This is a genomic window from Acinetobacter sp. 24-47-66 (assembly GCF_056779755.1).
Genome location: NZ_JBWYIL010000015.1, coordinates 25,537 through 43,235, shown reverse-complemented (window position 1 = coordinate 43,235; position 17,699 = coordinate 25,537). Strand labels below are relative to the sequence as shown.

Sequence of the window (17,699 nt, the reverse complement as noted above, 5' to 3'; positions counted from 1 at the left end):
TAATTTATAAATGAACTATACAGTCAGTCAACGGTATTCATGATTAAATAAAAAAGAGCACTAAAGTGCTCTTTTGAAAAATAAATGGCATTTAGAAACGATAACCCATTTTTAAACCATATGCCCAAGCATTATTATCTTCAAAATTACCGACATATTTGCCAACAGAACGAGCTTCAGCATCTCCTAACCAAAAATATTTGACGCCTCCACCGATAAAAGTTGCTGGAGTAGGACTAAACTGTGCACTTAATCCGACATTCCAATAACCTTCAGTTGGACCAAGTGCAGTTACAGGATTACCAGCACCTGAATCCCAACCGGCAGAAATAGCACCACCCCATTTTTCATTAATTTTTCGCCCAACACCAACTGTGGCAGACCATTGATCTTTATCATAATCGATAATATTTTGTCGTTGGCCTGATAATAATTGGGTAATACTTCCAAATTTATCAATATCTATACCATAGCCACCCCATTCGACCCATCGTACATTTGCAAAAGCAACTGTATTGGCCATAATGCCAGTTTGGAAATCTAAATTAACGGATTGAGGTGTGGAGATTTTAGTTTTTTCTGAATCAGAATTAAGTAGTTTGTTTCGTAAACTATTTGCTGCTAATGCTTGAGCTTTATCTTCTGCAGAAATAGGCAGAGAACTTACCACTTGCTCAAATGTTACTGTGCCGTTTGCTAATGCTACTAGTCCATCAATTGTTGCAACTTGATTGTTAATTACACCAACGACTAAATTTGAATTTTCAGTAGTGTCAAGCTCATGATCAATTTCAGATCTATAAGTCAAAGACACTTTTAATGCAATTTCTGGTATTTGAAAAGCTGCTCCTGCTAACCAACCGTAGCCTTCATCACGTTTAAAAGTTGAATTATAACCAATACTAGACAGTGTTAAGTTGCCTCTCACATCTTGATATACACCGCCTGCATAAAAGTTCCATTGTTCATTAGGTTGAAAGCCGAAAAGAGCAGTAATATTATTTGAATTAACTTTTACATTAGTGCCTGCAAGTGGCCGATTACCTAAGGCTCCATCATCAGGAATCATACCATCTGTATAAGTTGCAGATGCCCCAAATGGCTGATCATATAGAATACCGAAAGAGAAATTTTCGTTAAGTTGTAATTTCAAAGCTGCGCTTGGAAAATAATAATCATCACCCATATCACTAATTGGACCCAATTGATTTTTTCCAGATACATCAGGGTCAATAATGGAGATACCAGCTTCAAAGTAATTATTTGGTTGTAAAAATGCTCCTATCGATTGACCTGAGCGATCCATAGCGGCTGCATGAGCCCCAGAAATCGGTAATAAAGCAAATAATACAGATGCACTGATGGTTTTTAATTTCATGTTATCTATCCTTAGATAATTTGAATTTTTAATTTAATAGAATTTTTTTAGTTATTTCCTTAAGAGCTGATAAATAAACGATTTATGCTAAAATGTTTATTTTTTACTCTACAAACAACATATCATAAAGGTAATGAGATGCAACAAAAATTTGACTGAAATGACATTATTTTTTTTATTTTGGGTCAATTTGTTGATAAGTGTATTAATCTTAGAAAATGGTGCGCCCTGCGGGACTCGAACCCACGCCGGTCACTTAGGAGGCAACTGCTCTATCCAGTTAAGCTAAGGACGCATACAAATCTGATCAAATAAATTTTTGAAAAAAAGTTATTGCTTAGCAATAACTTTTTTAATGTGTCTTACTATTTTCGGTAAAGTAATTTAAACAATACCAACATCAGGATAATCCAGATCGGAATCATGATCACAGCACCGCTTAAGCCCTGAGTCCACATGATGTAAAGCACGACAAGAATAAACCCAAGAACTAAATAGTTACTCGCTGGTGACCATAAAGCAGGAAATTTAGAAGTGGTATTCGACTGTTTCATCGCTTGCTTAAATTTCAAGTGAGTCAAAGCAATCATCGCCCAGTTAAGTACTAGAGCACCAACGACAATATAAATTAAATTACTTAAAGCATCTTCAGGTGCGAAATAGTTTAATAAAACACACCCGAAAATTAACACTGCTGACAACAATACCGCAGGAACAGGTACACCTTGTTTATTGGTTTTTTCAAAAATTTTAGGGGCATTCCCTTGTTTTGCTAAACCAAAAAGCATACGGCTATTTGCGTACATTCCACTGTTATATACCGATAGCGCAGCAGTCAAAATAATAAAGTTGAGCAGGTGAGCAGCCCAATCAATACCCAGTTGACTGAAGATCATTACGAATGGACTTTTATCTAGACCACCAAGTTGCAGTTGATTCCATGGAACTAAAGAAAGAAGAATTGTAAGCGATCCAACATAGAAAATCAGAATACGGAAAACAACTTGATTAATTGCCTTAGGAATCGTTTTCTCTGGATTTTCAGCCTCAGCTGCCGCCATACCAATCAGTTCAATACCACCAAAGGCGAACATCAGGAATGCCAGCATGAAGAATAAACCTTCGAATCCATGAGGGAAGAAACCACCGTGAGTCCAAAGATTACTGAATGATGCAGTAGAGTCAGATCCTGCTGTAAACAACAAGAATAGACCGAAGATAATCATCGACACGACAGCTGCTACTTTAATAATAGACAGCCAAAACTCTGATTCTCCATAAAATTTAACATTACAGAGGTTAACTAAGGTAATGATAATAAAGAAGAAAAGAACTGATGACCAAGCAGGAATGTGAGGCCACCAATAGTTAATATATTTTGCAACAGCTGTTAATTCGGTCATCGCGACCAAAATATAAAGAATCCAATAGTTCCAACCTGCTAGGAATCCAGGAAACTTACCCCAATATTTATTTGCAAAATGACTAAATGATCCTGCAACAGGTTCATGAACAATCATTTCGCCTAATTGGCGCATAATTAAAAAAGCGATTAAACCACCAATTGCATAACCCAAAATAATAGATGGGCCGGCAGATTGGATCACGTGTGCGGAACCTAAAAATAAGCCTGTACCAATTGCACCACCCATAGCGATTAATTGGATATGACGATTCTTTAAGCCACGCTGAAGTTGTGAAGACTTGTTATTCAAAGTATTCAGCCCGACGATTGAAATAAGTTACAAGATTGTAATAGATCAAATTGCATTAGCCTAGTACGTCAGCGTTCATGAATATTTTTTATGATTTAAATAAAATAAAATTATTATAGAAAAATGATTTAATTATTTTTTAATCAATCATTTAATTTTATTAGAATTTGTTTTTGTGAGAGTGAATTAAATTTAATCTATCGTAATTGATGGAAATTCATACCATAGTGTTAAGTGCTCATGTTCACATAAAAAATCATTTATACTGTGTTGAACTAAAAATCACGATTGATAACAAATATTAAAAGAGAAGGAATGAGCTATGAGTTCAACACCACAAATTAAAATTCCAGCCACTTATATGCGTGGAGGAACGAGTAAAGGTGTTTTCTTTAACTTAAATGATTTACCTAAAGAAGCTCAAGTTCCAGGTAAAGCAAGAGATCAGATCTTATTACGTGTGATAGGAAGCCCTGATCCTTATAGCAAACAAATCGATGGAATGGGTGGTGCTTCATCTAGTACCAGTAAGACAGTAATTCTCTCTAAAAGCGCTCAATCTGATCATGATGTAGATTATCTTTTTGGACAGGTTGCGATTGATCGACCATTTGTCGATTGGAGTGGCAACTGTGGCAATCTTACGGCAGCAGTAGGCTCATTTGCGATTTCAAATGGTCTCGTGAGTGCAGAAAAGATTCCAGAGAATGGGATTTGTACGGTAAAGATTTGGCAGGTCAATATCCAGAAAACGATTATCGCGCATGTCCCAATTACAAATGGTCATGTTCAGGAAACAGGTGATTTCGAGCTTGATGGGGTAACATTTCCAGCTGCAGAGGTGCAAATAGAATTTTTAGATCCCGCAGATGATGGAGAGGATGGGGCTACCATGTTTCCCACAGGAAATGTGGTTGATGAGCTGGAAGTCCCAGATATTGGTCGCTTTCAGGTGACGCTGATTAATGCGGGTATTCCAACTATTTTTATGTGTGCTTCAGACTTAGGGTATGAAGGAACTGAACTTCAGGATCATATCAATAATGATGTCGAGGCCTTGGCCAAGTTTGAAAAAATTCGTGCTTATGGTGCTGTAAAGATGGGTATTATTCAGCATATTGATGAAGCGGTTCAACGTCAGCATACACCTAAAATTGCATTTGTATCTGCGCCTAAAAATTACATCTCATCTAGCGGAAAAGCAGTACACGCTGATGAGATCGACTTGACGGTTCGTGCTTTATCTATGGGTAAACTACACCATGCCATGATGGGAACCGCAGCTGTAGCGATTGGAACCGCTGCTGCAATTCCTGGAACATTAGTCAATTTAGCCTCAGGTGGTGGTGAAAAAAAATCAGTCAGATTTGGGCATCCTTCTGGAACACTCAGAGTGGGCGCTGAAGCGGAGAAAATTAATGAGCAATGGACTGTAAAAAAGGCCATTATGAGTCGCAGTGCTCGAGTACTCATGGAAGGATGGGTGCGAATTCCTGGCGATACGTTTTAAAATAAAAAAACCACTTTCGAGTGGTTTTTTTTACGCGCTTAAAATATGTGATAAGTATACTAAATTAGCCTGAAAGCATTACTAACAGTACGATTCACTCATAAATAATTGAGACTATGACAATTTTGACATGTTATATTAAGGAAATAAGTCAACGTGATTATATTCACCGAATTCATAAAATTAAGTTGCTGAATAGCCTTCGCTCCACGAATAATTAAAATGAGAAAGACCAATGAAGAAGGATAATAATTTTGAGCAGGATACGCCCAAGATTGATCAAGAGTTTCTAAACCAAATTCATGCTACAAATAAATTAGATTTGGTATCTGTGATTGCCAAAATCCCTGTGCCTGTGGCGCTAGTTCAGCATGATGGTGTATTTATTAGTGCAAATCAATTATTTGCTGATATCTATGAGAGTGATGCACTCTATTTACTCGGAAAGAAATTAGGTTTCGTATCAACGACGGTTTACCAATTATTTCAAGATGCGCTGCAATTGTTTCGAAATGATTCACGTTTATACAAAATTGAAAATGAGTTCTATTCAAAAGGGCATTTTTTTCAAATTTATTTTAGTGCTTTAAGAGATAAATCATCCTCTTTGGATTGCGTGTTGATCGTATGTGCAGATATAACAAAATTGAAAAGACGTGAACGTGTCTTGATCCAAAATAATAAAAGGTTGTTTGAAGAGCTATATTTGGACCCTGTGACTGGGATGAACAATAAGCTGGCATTTGAACAGTTTTTAAAAGATCGCTTCCTTATTCAAGAGCGGAAAAATTATTCTTTTATCAAGTTTGAAGTCGAAAATTTTAAAAAGTTTAATCAGCTCAATAGTTATACCATTGGTGATGAAATTTTGAGTCGTATTGGATCTCTGATTAAAGAGGAGTTGAATCAAGATTTAGCAGAAGTCTATCGTTTGAATTCTGCAAGTTTTATCTTGGTGATTCAAGAATCGACTCCTTGGAAAATTCTCACCATTGCTGAACGCCTAAAACAAACATTGGTCCGTGAAAAAAATTATTTCGATCCTCAAGAGGATGAGGTACTCACGTGTGCGATTGGGATTTTTCATCCTAATTGCCAGAAAATGTACTCAGAAAAGCAAATATTAGAAACCTTAGATCGTGCGGTTGACATTGCACATGTATTGGGTCGAAACTCGATTCATGTGTTAGATGAATAGTCACTCTTCATTTAAACCTATCACTAAATAAAACAAATCAGCATTGTGTTTTGTAGCAATCACAATTGGTTGTAGAATAAGGACAATTTTATATATACCGACTTGAAACGGTATAACTTGAGGTTCAAAGACGGCAGTGACAGTACATATCTCTGTGAATAGTGAAGTATTACAACGTGCTCAACAGCAAATCCAACAGGATCTGAAAATTGCCCTAGATGCATTTTTCATTCCAGAGCCTTTGAAAAGTGCTGTAAATCATGCAGTCATGTTAGGTGGAAAACGGGTTCGTCCAGCTTTAGCGTATGCAACAGCAGAATTAAGTGAAGATCATAAAAATTTTGCTGCTGTGCGACGTGCAGCAGTTGCAGTCGAATTAATTCATTGCTATTCACTTGCTCATGACGACTTACCATGTATGGATAATGATTTGTTGCGTCGTGGTCAACCAACTTGCCATGTTGCATATGGTGAAGATACAGCACTACTTGCGGGAGATATCTTACAGTCGATGGCATTTGAGGTTTTAGGAAGTCGCCTTTTTGATACACAAGTCACTGTAGATCCTTCTATTGTGTTGAAGCAAATGCAGATATTGGCGACATCATCTTCTAAGATGGTTTGTGGTCAAGTCCTAGATTTGCAAGCAGAAGGCAAGAAAATTGATCAGGAAGCATTGGAAAATATTCATCGTAATAAAACTGGAGCACTGATTCAGGCGGCAATCATGATGTCAGTAGTGACAGTGATGGACGGTGTAGATGCAGGAATACCGAAATTGCGTGAATTTGGTCAAGCATTAGGTTTAGCATTTCAAGTACAAGATGATATTTTAGATATAGTTTCGGATACTGAAACGCTTGGAAAGACCGCTGGAAAAGATGAACTTGTAGAAAAATCGACATATCCAGCTTTATTGGGTTTAGATGCTGCAAAAGAATATGCAAATAAGCTTCATCAGCAAGCGATTAGTGCTTTAGATTATTTTGGTGATTCGGCATCTGAACTTAAGCAGATTTCAGCTTTTTTGCTTGCTCGAAAGAGTTAAAAAAAAGAGGACTGAAAGTCCTCTTTTTTATTTGTTATTTTGTCGCTTTATATAATCGGTCTGCTTCGTCAAATCGGTCAGTAACATCTGAGTTCGGTTGCTTACCTAATAAACTCACAACAATGATTGCGATGAGAGAGCAAATAAAGCCAGGAATGATTTCATAGATTCCAGTATCAGCCCAAATATTTTTCCATACAATAACGGTCACTGCACCAATGATCATCCCCGCCAAAGCGCCATTTAAAGTCATGCGTTTCCAGAATAAAGACAGAATAATGAGCGGGCCAAATGCTGCCCCAAAGCCTGCCCAAGCGTAGGCAACTAGACCAAGTACTTTAGATTCAGGGTTTGACGCTAAAACAATCGCAAGTAAAGCAATCAGTAGCACCATCAAACGACCCACCCAAACCAGTTCTTTTTGAGAAGCAGTTTTACGGATGAAAGATTTATAAAAATCTTCGGTTAAAGTGCTTGAACATACAAGAAGTTGACAACTCAATGTACTCATTACCGCAGCCAAAATTGCAGCTAATACAATGCCGGCGATCCATGGGTTAAATAGAACTTTCGTTAACTCCATAAATACAGTTTCAGGGTTAGCATTCACAATATTAGCGAACTGTGGATTTTGCTGAAAATAAGCAATACCGACATATCCAGCAGCCACTGCACCACCAAGGCACAGAATCATCCAAGTCATACCAATACGACGAGCATTAGGAATCGATTTAACTGAATCAGCAGCCATAAAACGTACGAGAATATGAGGTTGTCCGAAATAGCCTAAACCCCAAGCCAGTAATGAAATAATTGCGACGGTACTTAAGTTACCCATTAAATTGCTTGCTTCTGGTCGCGCTGCTTCAAGTGCTAGATTCACTTGAGATAAATCGGAAAAAGTCAGTAAAGCTACGATGGGGGTAAGCAATAAGGCAAAAATCATTAATCCCGCTTGGATGGTGTCTGTCCAAGAAACAGCCAAGAACCCACCAATAAACACATAACTGATCGTTGCAATTGCACTAATCCAAAGGGCAGTGCTATAAGGCAGATCAAACATACTTTCAAATAATCGAGCGCCTGCCACCATGCCTGAAGCACAATAAATGGCAAAGAAGATTAAAATGACAAATGCAGAAACGATTCGTAGAATTTTTTTCTGATCATTAAAACGATTGGAAAAGTAATCTGGGAGTGTAAGGGCATTGTGTTGAACTTCAGTATGAACTCTGAGACGTCCTGCCACTAAAAGCCAGTTGAGCCATGCACCAATAATTAAACCAATTGCAATCCACATTTCTGATAGACCAGAAAGATAAATAGCACCTGGCAAACCCATAAGTAACCAGCCACTCATGTCAGAAGCACCAGCTGAAAGGGCTGTTACAAAACTTCCCAAGCGTCGTCCACCCAAAATATAATCTGAAAAGTTCGTGGTCGCTCGATACGCGATTAAACCAATCACGACCATGGCGACAATATAGAACAAGAAAGTGATTAAGGTGGGATCAAAGGTGCTCATACAATTTCCATGATGCAGTTAGACGATAGATTGTTTTCATGCAATCTTTCAGGATGCGAAATTTAACCATAAATTTAAAATAAATGCTGAAGAATTGAATCTCGAGTCATATCAATAACAAAGGCAGCCGAAGCTGCCTTATAAATTTTGAAGAGTGTCTGAGCGATTTAAGGATTATTACGACCCATTACCCCACGAATCGTATTCATGATGTCAGCAGGCAATACCACAGTTTTAGCATTATTAGATTTAGCCATATCCTGCATTGCTTTTACATATTGTTCACCAAGTAGATAAGCGACAGGGATCTCTTTGTCGCCTACAGCATTGGTAACCATATTAATGGCTTTTTCTGAAGCTTCAGCTAGTACAACTTGAGCCTCAGCATCGCGACGTGATGCTTCAAGACGACCTTCAGCTTCAAGAATCGCAGCTTGTTTTTCACCATCAGCACGTGTCACTGTCGCACGACGCTGACGTTCAGCTGCGGCTTGGGCTTCCATTGCGGATTGCATTGTACCTGATGGTTGAATATCTTGGATTTCAACCGTTTTAAGCGTAATTCCCCAATCTGAAATATCATCAGAAATTGCTGCTTTTAGCTTCGCTTTAATATGATCACGTGAAGATAAAGCATCATCCAAGTCCATTTCACCTACGATTGAACGTAAAGAAGTTTGGACAAGGTTTTGGATCGCCCACGTATAGTTTTCGATACCGTAGACTGCTTTTTCTGGTGTAGTAATGTTGATATAGGCAACAGCATTCATTAAAAGAACTGCGTTATCTCTTGTAATTACTTCCTGAGATGGAATATCGAGAACAATATCTTTTGTCGTGACTTTATATGCGACTTCATCAACATAAGGAATCACAAAGTTTAGACCTGGACTTAAGGTCGTATGGTATTTACCCAGACGTTGTACGATCCATTTATAGCCTTGAGGAACGATACGAACCCCTTTAAAAATAGTGATCCCGACGAATGCCAAAAATGCGATGGCAATAATTGAACCAGACATTTCTACTCCTTTAAGAATTATTGTTTATAACGGTGAATTGAGGTTATTGTGCGCTTGAACAACCAGCTCATTACCTAAAATATCTGTAACTCTGACACGATCACCGACCTGAACAGGGCTCAGTGTTCTGCAATTCCATTCGTCAGAGCCGAGAACTGGAAGCTGAAACCGAACTTTGACCAATTCAGGTTCATGACCAATTTGAATGACCATCCCAACTTGTCCGATTGTCGCTTCACGTGAGAGCCCCGCTTTAGTCTTATCAACGGAAAGTGGTTTAATAAATTTAAACCAAATCACCGTACATGAAATCGACAATACAACCCATAAAATAATTTGAGCTGGAAGCTCCATAGAAGGAAATAGCCACACCAGTATGCTAATAATGACTGCAGCTATACCAAACCACAGTGCAGCAAAGGCCGGTAAAATGAGCTCAGACAGGATGAGCAAAATACCTAATACAAACCAATGCCAAGGTTCAATCAATAAGTCCATACATCTACTCTAATCGTTATCTTGTTATAGACGAAAATATCTATATCAAGATAACAGACTAGGGTAGAGAAGCCTATAAAAAATGCTTAAAAGCGAGCTGTTGGTGCAGGTTTGAAAGCAGCAGGAGATTTTTTGAAATTGGCAATTGCGGTATCTATTGATTTAATTTTCAGTTGCGCTGCTTTCTCACCTTCAAGTATTGCCTCATTGCTGGCTTTCAAATCCAAAGTTCCTAAATGGCCAACTTTTGGCTGAATCACGACTGTAGCTGCATTGAGTTCAGTATTGATACTTTGTTGACCCATAATATTAATCGTTTGATCCAACAGTCCCCACATGCTCATCGGCTTATTGCCTGCAGGGCGTGCAGAAATATCAACTGCTATCACAATATCTGCACCCATATTTTTGGCAGTTTGAACTGGAATTGGACTCACGAGTCCACCATCAACATATTTGGTTTTGCCAATCGTTGTTGGAACAAAGACGTTAGGGATACTACATGACGCTCTTACGGCTTGACCTGTATTACCTTTGACGAAATCAGCGCGTTTACCATTATCTAAACGTGTGGCAACTGCAGCAAATCGAATCGGGAATAGTTCAATCGGTTTGTTCCCAACCTGTCGATTGACATAATCTTGGAGCTTTTGACCGAGGACCACACCCTGCCGATTTAAAGTTAAATCACGAATATCGGACTCTTTCAGTTGAAGTGCAATTTGCTGTAGTTGATAGGGAGATTTGCCTGAAGCATAAATACTACCGACAAAACTTCCAGCACTTGTACCCGTAACAATTTTGGGTTTTATACCATGAGATTCTAAAACCTTTAATACACCAATATGCGCAAAACCTTTTGCACCACCACCGCCTAGAGCAATCGCGATCACTGGCTCGCGTGCTTGAATTTGAGTGGATTGTGTAGGATTTTTTACAGTAGAGTTACAGCCTGATAGCGCCAATAAACTCAGGCCAATGAAGCTGATTTTGGGAAGATTGAGGAGCAATGACATAGACATTAATCTGCTAAAAAGTGTCAAAATTTTAGGCATATCTCAACAGATTGCTGTCTATTTTTCTAGCATTTTTACAAAAGTTCTTTAAAGGGTAATGCTAAACGACTCATATTTTTAGGAGAAATTTTTCCACGATAATATTCTAATATTTTATGCAGATCAGATTCATAGTCTCCCGTCATTTCGAGGCTTCCTAAACATCGAATGACTTTATGATCATAATCAAATGCAAACATTACCACTGGTATATTTGCACCTAAGGCAATGTGATAAAAACCGCTGCGAATGTTTTTAGCACTTTTTCGTGTACCTTCAGGTGCCATTGCCACCCAAATTTTATCTCGTTCATGAATAGCTTGAACAATTTGTTGAGTCAAGCCTTGGGGGGTATCGCGTTTTACCGGAATCACCCCGATCCATTTGAGTAAATGTTTGAGTGGAGATTTGAACAGACTATCTTTTCCAAAGATTGTGACTTCAATGCCAATGCCAAGCATCGCGAGAAAGGCATACAGTCCATCATAATTTGATGTATGGGGGGACACAATTGCGACAGCTTTGGGAAAATTTGGAAATTCTCCTTCAAAAGACCAGCCTTGTCGAAGATAAAGCTGTTTGAACGCTGCTCGACTCAACTTTGAACCGCGTTGAGGAACTTGTGATGGTAATTTTGGAAATCTAGTGTTCATTGTGCGTTGTATAATTGCTTTTTAAACTTATTATAAAGACCTTGTGTATGAGATACATTGGCAGAATAAGAATCAAGTGACAAGGACATCTCAATACGGATTGATTAAGAAAACATCAGTTGCAGGACACCTCTTTCATGTCACCAAATACCAAAATGTATGTGCTTTTATTTTCACTCTATTGGACGCAAGGATTGCCAGTAGGATTTATGACACATGCTTTGCCCGTGATTCTGCGTGCTGAAGGTGTTTCCTTAACGCATATTGGTGGATTTGGATTGCTGATGGCTCCGTGGGCACTCAAAGTTTTATGGGCTCCATTGGTTGATCGCCATCATTTGTTCAATCAAGGGCATTACCGCAGTTGGATTATACCCACTCAGTTACTCACAATGATTACGCTGGTTATCTTATCATTTATCCCCATTCAATCACTGAATCAACCTCAATATCTCTTTGGATTTTTCGTGGCACTGTTGATAATGAACAGTATCGGAGCGACTCAAGATATAGCAACTGATGGCTTAGCTGTGAATATTTTAAAAGGTGAACAACAGCATCTAGGCAATATGTTCCAAGTGATTGGTTCAAGATTGGGCTTTATTGTGGGAGGCGGTGCGATATTGTGGGTATTAGATGCATTGACATGGCAAACCACTTTTTTATGCTTGGCTGTTTTGGTGGCATTTAATACGCTACCCGTATTATTGTATCGTGAGCCTCAACATGCTTCACAAAGCATCAATAATCATCGAGATGATGATTCATCATCTAAAACTCAAAGTTTCGTGAAAGCTTTAAGTCATTACTTAAATTATTTTTTTCAAAATCGAGAACTCAGACTTTGGTTTTTTGTATTGTGTAGCATTAAAGTGACGGATGGTTTGTCTGGACCTATTCTTAAACCATTGTTGGTCGATTTAGGACTATCTAAGACGCAAATTGGTGTCAATGTGACCATGCTTGGAGCATTTGCTGCTTTGATCGGAGCAGGTATTGCAGGTTGGCTACTTAGGTTTTATTCGCGTCAAAGTGCTTTAATTACTTTTTCACTGCTTAAATTATTGAGTCTCATTGGATTTGCATGGTTATCGCATTATGAGGCGCGACCTTCTGAATTGAACGTCGTGTGGATCTATATCATCAATGCTTTAGAAGATATGTTCGCTGCGATGTTATTGGTGATTATTCTAACCTTGGTGATGCAATACAGTCGGAAAGAATTTGCAGGAACAGATTTTACTTTCCAAGTCGCATTGATGGCTTCCATTGCGGGAGCACTGTATACCTTGAGTGGCATATTAGGCGATTGGCTCGGTTATACCTCATATCTCATTTTGATCTGTATATTAGGATTATTTTTGTTCATACCGATTTTAGTATGGAGTCGGTATACAGCTCAAAACAAACATCAATGGAATTAGTCTGTAATCTATCTTTTATTCATTTTCATGCTTAGGATGAAATAAAAATGAATAATCGAGATTGCGGAGAGTTGATAGCATGGGTAAATGAATACACTCCTCTAAGCACTATGAAAATTCAAGCTGTTATTTTTGATTTGGACAATACACTGACACACCGAGATTTAAGTGTTCAAACTTTTAGTCGGGCATTATTTAATACTTATAAACAGCAAATCGATCAATCTGCCTCGTCTGCGCAAGCTGAGATTCTCGAAACGATTCGATATATTGATCATGGTGGCTATCCCATCCGAGAAAGAATGACTGAACCTACCATTGGTGGTTCAGTCGCTCATGCATTACTCAAGCAGTTGAAATGGAAAAAAGCACCAGAATTAGATGAATTAAGTAATTATTGGTTTAATCAATTTGGACTAAACGCAGTCATGATGCCAAATGCTATTCAGATGCTTGATCGCCTTAAAAATAAAGGGTTTAAGTTGGCAATCATTTCGAATGGAGGACATTTCACTCGACACAAAATTATCGAAGGTTTAGGAATCGCGCATTATTTTGATGTAATCATGAGTTCTGAGAAGGCAGGTGTGTCAAAGCCTCAAGCAGAAATATTTCATATGACTTGTCAACAATTAGGAATTGCGCCTGATCATTGTCTTTATGTTGGTGATCATCCAGTGAATGATTATTGGGGTGCTACTCAGGCTGGACTAGATGGACTATATTTGGCGGGGTTTCACCAATCCTTAGCTGAACATCAACCGCCGTTAAATAAAACAATCCAGACTTTGCCTGAAATTTTAGCGTATATAAAACAAGTCAATGCTCGATGTAAATGATGAATTTTTGAGACGATCAGCTTGATGCAGTGTAATATAAAATGATCAGTTCAAAATGCATGCAATAAACCACTGTGGTTGATTGAGCGTATTAGGACTGAGCGATCTGCACTCGATTAGGCTCATCATTTATGTACAGCATTGTTTTATCCTTAGTGCCGCTGATAGGGCTCATTTTAATTGGATATTTTCTTAAACAGAAATCATATTTAACTGACGAGTTTTGGGCGGGTGCAGAAAAACTTAACTATTTTGTTTTTTTCCCTGCCATGCTCTTTGGCAATTTGGCTCAAGCTGATATTCATATGGAGATGGTAAGTAAAATTTTAGTCATTTTACTCGTGGTCTTTCCAATTGCTTGTGCAGTTTTATATATTTTAAAAAGAATTTTTCAGACCCCAACACGAAGATTTGGAGTCTATGTTCAAAGTAATGTACGTTTTAATACCTATATTGGTTTAGCAGTTGTTGCTTCGCTTTTTCCAGCAGAAGGCATGACAATTTTTGCATTACTGTTGGCGATCAGTATTCCTGTTGTGAATATCATCTCGGTATTGGCACTGACCGATCATGAAAATATGAATTTTCGAGCAGTGATTATATCGTTACTCAAAAATCCTTTAATTTTGGGTTGTCTGGTTGGGGTGCTCTACAATGTATCCGGGCTACCATTATGGAAAGGTGCAGAGTCATTAATTTACCAACTTGCGATATGTAGCTTACCTATGGGACTAATGTGTGTCGGTGCTGCATTGCAATTTGTGGCTCTTAAAAAAGAATCATTTCCTCTAATGATCAACACGCTATCGCGTTTATGTTTAATGCCGATTTTGGCTTGGTTGGTCTGTAAAATGCTGGGCTTCAATACTTTAGAGACGCAAATCTTTATTTTATATTTTGCATTACCAACGGCTTCAGCTGCTTATATTCTGACAAAAGTATTGGGTGGTGACAGTCAATTAATGGCTGGCGTAATTAGTCTGCAAATTATCGGTGCTGCAATCACACTACCCATCGTTTTGACTTTCATATTGCACTAAAACTCAGAAGTATAATTCCAAATATTTAGAATCATTTGAAAGCTTATCGATTCAATTTGAATTAGATTATGTATTTGTGTTGAATTATGAGAAAATGCAAGATTAAGTTGAATTGAAGTACTCCCATGACACACCACAATGCTGAATCTTTAAGTGATATCGAAATTTTAGATATTTTGCAGTCAATGAAATCTGACGAACTTAATGTTGAGGCGAATAAACTGATTCGTAGTGGTGGTAAAGAGGGGCGTCTGGAAGCACATAAAAAAGCCTTGGTTGCATTACATCAATCTTTCGAAGAAAAGTTTGTTGAAGCAGTGACACTTGCGCTAGGCTTAAATGAAGCACAAGCAAAAAAAATTAAATATAAAAAAGACAGAATTCGTATTCTTAAAGCGCGTGGTATTGATTATCTTGAGATTGATGGTGCTGAAACGGCACAGGTTTTATCGCAGGTTGCACAGGCGATTACACGTGAAGAAGCGATCGTGACGCATGATCTACACAATATTTTTCCATTTTGGAAAGAAGGCTGGCCAATGGTTCAGTTAGATAATGCGTATGCTATTTTAGCTGAAGATATCGATATTCATTATCAAGCAACCTTAGATAAACTTTTAGAAATCTATGGCCGTTAATCCTTTATTATTCAAGTTAAACAAAGAATTGAAAACGTAGTTCAGCGAACCAAGTGATTGAAAACCGATTTAAGCAAAGGCTTAAATCGGTTTTATTATTTTTATCAGTAGCTTATATTTTGAAAGCAGAATAAAAAATCTAAACAGACTCAAATATATATGCTGAGATTGTTAGACATTTCCAAAGTTCTATGCATTGTTGGTCTGTTAGTATTAAGCAATATTAAAAAATAAGGATAACTATAATGATGGGTCTTTCAATTGGTCATATCGCACTATTTGCCATAATTATTTTGGTCATTTTCGGTACAGCTAAATTAAAGAATTTTGGCAAAGATGTCGGCGGCGCTGTAAAAGATTTTAAAGATGCTGTTCGTGAAGATAAAAAAGACACTCATCAATAATCTTTTTTAAACAATATTCAAAGCAATATTGTGGTGTTTTAACCTATGTTTGATGTTGGGTTTGGAGAACTGCTCTTTCTTGGACTGATTGTAATTGTGGTCTTGGGTCCTGATCGTTTACCCGATGCGATTCGTTTTGCGCTTCGAAGCTTGAAAAAAATAAGTGAAATAAAATCCGATATTAAACAGAAAGTAGATCTTGAATTAGAGCTTCATCAACTTCGTGAAGAATTAAAAGATGAAATTCAGAATGTTAAACAGCTTGAAACTCAAATGCAGGAATATTTCGCGCATCTAGATGATCAAATTGATCAGAAACAAAAACAATATTTCCCAATCCAAAAGTTTTATGTGCCAGCACCTTATAAAACAGATTTTCTAATGACTCATTTAGCGCATTGGTCGTGTGTTGATATACATGTAATGGGAGTGAGATATGTCTGAAACTTCCGACCTCAAAAAAACACTGAGTCATTTTTCTGATTATTTTGAAGAATTTAGGCGAAATTTAATTCATGTCGTTATCGGCTTTTTAGTTATTTTTGTTGGATTAGTGCCATTCGCGAACAAAATTTATAACGCAATCGCACTGCCTCTACAAGCTAAATTACCTGCAAATGCGCATATGATTGCGACAGATATTACCAGTACATTTGTAGCACCCATTAAGTTGGTATTTTTTGTCACGTTGATCATCCTTTTTCCTTTTATTTTTTATAAATTATATGTTTTTTTAAAACATGCGCTTTATCTGAAAGAACGTAAAATTTTCTTTTTCTTTTTTCCATCAAGTATTGTGTTGTTTTACTCGGGCATTGCACTGGGATACTTTTTTATTCTGCCCGCTGTATTGGGATTCTTTATTGGAGTTTCTCCAGATAGTGTGACCCCTATGACAGATATACAACAATACTTATTGTTTTGTATTAAGTTTTTCTTCGTCTTAGGGCTGATTTTTCAAGTGCCATTGGTCATTATGATCACGGTGTATTTTGGATTAGTAGACATTGAGACCATCCAAAAAAATAGACCTTACATTTTTATCTTTTGTTTTTTTATTGCCATGTTTGTAACGCCGCCAGACATATTATCAATGGCGATTGGGGGCACAATGGTCTATCTATTATTTGAAATTGGGCTGTTATTTTCAAGAATATTGAGTCAATCGAATTATCACAATTAATGTTAACTAAATCACAAAATAATTAAATAGTGTCCTACAGTTGTCATTATTGATACACAATTCATTCTGTATATTAAAAAGTGCTTAACAAAAGTTAGGTGTATCTAACATAAATTCTTTATAACGAGGTTTTAATCATGAGCTTAGTAGAATTAAAGCAAGAAGAAATCAATGAAGTATCTGGTGCTGGAACATTGATTGGTGACTCAATCATCCACGGTGTGAACTTATTCAATCAAACACTTAATTCAAAACTGATTTCATCAGTTGGTGTTGTATTTAGTGCAGTAGGTTTAGGGCTAGTACACCAAGCTGCTGATACTACTGGTTTAGTGGCATCAAAAACATTAATTGGTCTTGGTCGTGCACTTGGTGGCGATGTAGCTGAAACTCCAAACCATTACGAAAAAGAAAAGGCAGAAGGTCAATATAAACTTCTTCCGACTTTAAATGGCGTTCGTGCTTGGCTTTCATAAGTTTTAAATAAAGTGTTAAAGGCAGACTGGTCATGAGTACTGGTCTGCTTTCAGTAACAGAAATAATAAAGCTAAACTTTTGGTGGCTATAAC

17 protein-coding genes, 1 tRNA gene and 1 pseudogene are annotated in these 17,699 nt (G+C 37.5%); 11 read left to right on the top strand and 8 right to left on the bottom strand.

The window, feature by feature from the left end; all coding sequences use genetic code 11:
- Positions 1–91: 91 nt before the first annotated feature.
- The 3 genes from AC1M84_RS12340 to AC1M84_RS12330 form a co-directional block, all read right to left on the bottom strand.
- The gene (locus AC1M84_RS12340) at positions 92–1,378 is read right to left on the bottom strand and encodes an OmpP1/FadL family transporter (RefSeq protein WP_481593596.1); all 1,287 of its coding nucleotides are present in this window, start codon (positions 1,376–1,378) and stop codon (positions 92–94) included.
- A 219-nt stretch (positions 1,379–1,597) separates the two neighbouring features.
- Positions 1,598–1,673, bottom strand: a tRNA-Arg gene (locus tag AC1M84_RS12335).
- Positions 1,674–1,743: 70 nt separating this feature from the next.
- Positions 1,744–3,093, bottom strand: coding sequence for an amino acid permease (locus AC1M84_RS12330; RefSeq protein ID WP_180028093.1), 1,350 nt, complete (start codon positions 3,091–3,093; stop codon positions 1,744–1,746).
- Positions 3,094–3,415: 322 nt separating this feature from the next.
- Between AC1M84_RS12330 and prpF the strand changes: the two genes are divergently transcribed.
- The 3 genes from prpF (at position 3,416) to AC1M84_RS12315 (ending at position 6,849) form a co-directional block, all read left to right on the top strand.
- Positions 3,416–4,603, top strand: coding sequence for a 2-methylaconitate cis-trans isomerase PrpF (prpF, locus tag AC1M84_RS12325; RefSeq protein ID WP_481595089.1), 1,188 nt, complete (start codon positions 3,416–3,418; stop codon positions 4,601–4,603).
- A gap of 235 nt (positions 4,604–4,838) precedes the next feature.
- Complete coding sequence (locus AC1M84_RS12320) at positions 4,839–5,801, top strand: GGDEF domain-containing protein (RefSeq protein WP_481595088.1); 963 nt, start codon at positions 4,839–4,841, stop codon at positions 5,799–5,801.
- Positions 5,802–5,937: 136 nt separating this feature from the next.
- Positions 5,938–6,849: a polyprenyl synthetase family protein gene (locus tag AC1M84_RS12315; protein ID WP_481595087.1), complete on the top strand. Its 912-nt coding sequence runs from the start codon at positions 5,938–5,940 to the stop codon at positions 6,847–6,849.
- 34 nt (positions 6,850–6,883) lie between these two features.
- Here the strand turns inward: AC1M84_RS12315 and putP are convergent, their stop codons facing one another.
- From putP to AC1M84_RS12290, 5 genes are all read right to left on the bottom strand, one after another.
- Complete coding sequence (gene putP / locus AC1M84_RS12310) at positions 6,884–8,374, bottom strand: sodium/proline symporter PutP (protein WP_481595086.1); 1,491 nt, start codon at positions 8,372–8,374, stop codon at positions 6,884–6,886.
- 167 nt (positions 8,375–8,541) lie between these two features.
- Positions 8,542–9,396 carry an SPFH domain-containing protein gene (locus tag AC1M84_RS12305; RefSeq protein WP_035268029.1) on the bottom strand — a complete coding sequence of 285 codons (855 nt, stop codon included), beginning with the start codon at positions 9,394–9,396 and terminating at the stop codon, positions 8,542–8,544.
- 24 nt (positions 9,397–9,420) lie between these two features.
- On the bottom strand, positions 9,421–9,894 hold the full coding sequence (locus AC1M84_RS12300; RefSeq protein ID WP_481595085.1) for an NfeD family protein: 474 nt from the start codon (positions 9,892–9,894) through the stop codon (positions 9,421–9,423).
- A gap of 86 nt (positions 9,895–9,980) precedes the next feature.
- A complete protein-coding gene (locus AC1M84_RS12295) occupies positions 9,981–10,910 on the bottom strand; it encodes a patatin-like phospholipase family protein (protein ID WP_481595096.1) in 930 nt (309 codons plus the stop codon).
- Between the two features lie 74 nt (positions 10,911–10,984).
- A complete protein-coding gene (locus tag AC1M84_RS12290; protein ID WP_481595084.1) occupies positions 10,985–11,602 on the bottom strand; it encodes a lysophospholipid acyltransferase family protein in 618 nt (205 codons plus the stop codon).
- Positions 11,603–11,739: 137 nt separating this feature from the next.
- Here AC1M84_RS12290 and AC1M84_RS12285 point away from each other — a divergent pair, with 137 nt between their 5' ends.
- The 8 genes and pseudogenes from AC1M84_RS12285 (at position 11,740) to AC1M84_RS12250 (ending at position 17,606) form a co-directional block, all read left to right on the top strand.
- Positions 11,740–13,026, top strand: a complete 1,287-nt coding sequence (locus AC1M84_RS12285) for an MFS transporter (protein WP_481595083.1) — start codon at positions 11,740–11,742, stop codon at positions 13,024–13,026.
- A 110-nt stretch (positions 13,027–13,136) separates the two neighbouring features.
- Complete coding sequence (locus AC1M84_RS12280; protein WP_481595095.1) at positions 13,137–13,865, top strand: HAD family hydrolase; 729 nt, start codon at positions 13,137–13,139, stop codon at positions 13,863–13,865.
- 131 nt (positions 13,866–13,996) lie between these two features.
- A complete protein-coding gene (locus tag AC1M84_RS12275; RefSeq protein WP_481593590.1) occupies positions 13,997–14,905 on the top strand; it encodes an AEC family transporter in 909 nt (302 codons plus the stop codon).
- 125 nt (positions 14,906–15,030) lie between these two features.
- A complete protein-coding gene (locus AC1M84_RS12270) occupies positions 15,031–15,543 on the top strand; it encodes a hypothetical protein (protein WP_481595082.1) in 513 nt (170 codons plus the stop codon).
- A 245-nt stretch (positions 15,544–15,788) separates the two neighbouring features.
- Positions 15,789–15,938, top strand: a pseudogene (tatA, locus tag AC1M84_RS12265) (twin-arginine translocase TatA/TatE family subunit); the annotation flags it as partial.
- A 54-nt stretch (positions 15,939–15,992) separates the two neighbouring features.
- Positions 15,993–16,391: a Sec-independent protein translocase protein TatB gene (gene tatB / locus AC1M84_RS12260; RefSeq protein ID WP_051586589.1), complete on the top strand. Its 399-nt coding sequence runs from the start codon at positions 15,993–15,995 to the stop codon at positions 16,389–16,391.
- Entirely contained in the window at positions 16,384–17,130 is a 747-nt protein-coding gene (gene tatC, locus AC1M84_RS12255; RefSeq protein WP_481595081.1) for a twin-arginine translocase subunit TatC, read from the top strand. Before tatB ends, tatC begins: the two co-directional genes overlap by 8 nt.
- A gap of 137 nt (positions 17,131–17,267) precedes the next feature.
- Positions 17,268–17,606, top strand: coding sequence for a hypothetical protein (locus AC1M84_RS12250; RefSeq protein ID WP_035268003.1), 339 nt, complete (start codon positions 17,268–17,270; stop codon positions 17,604–17,606).
- Positions 17,607–17,699: the final 93 nt, after the last annotated feature.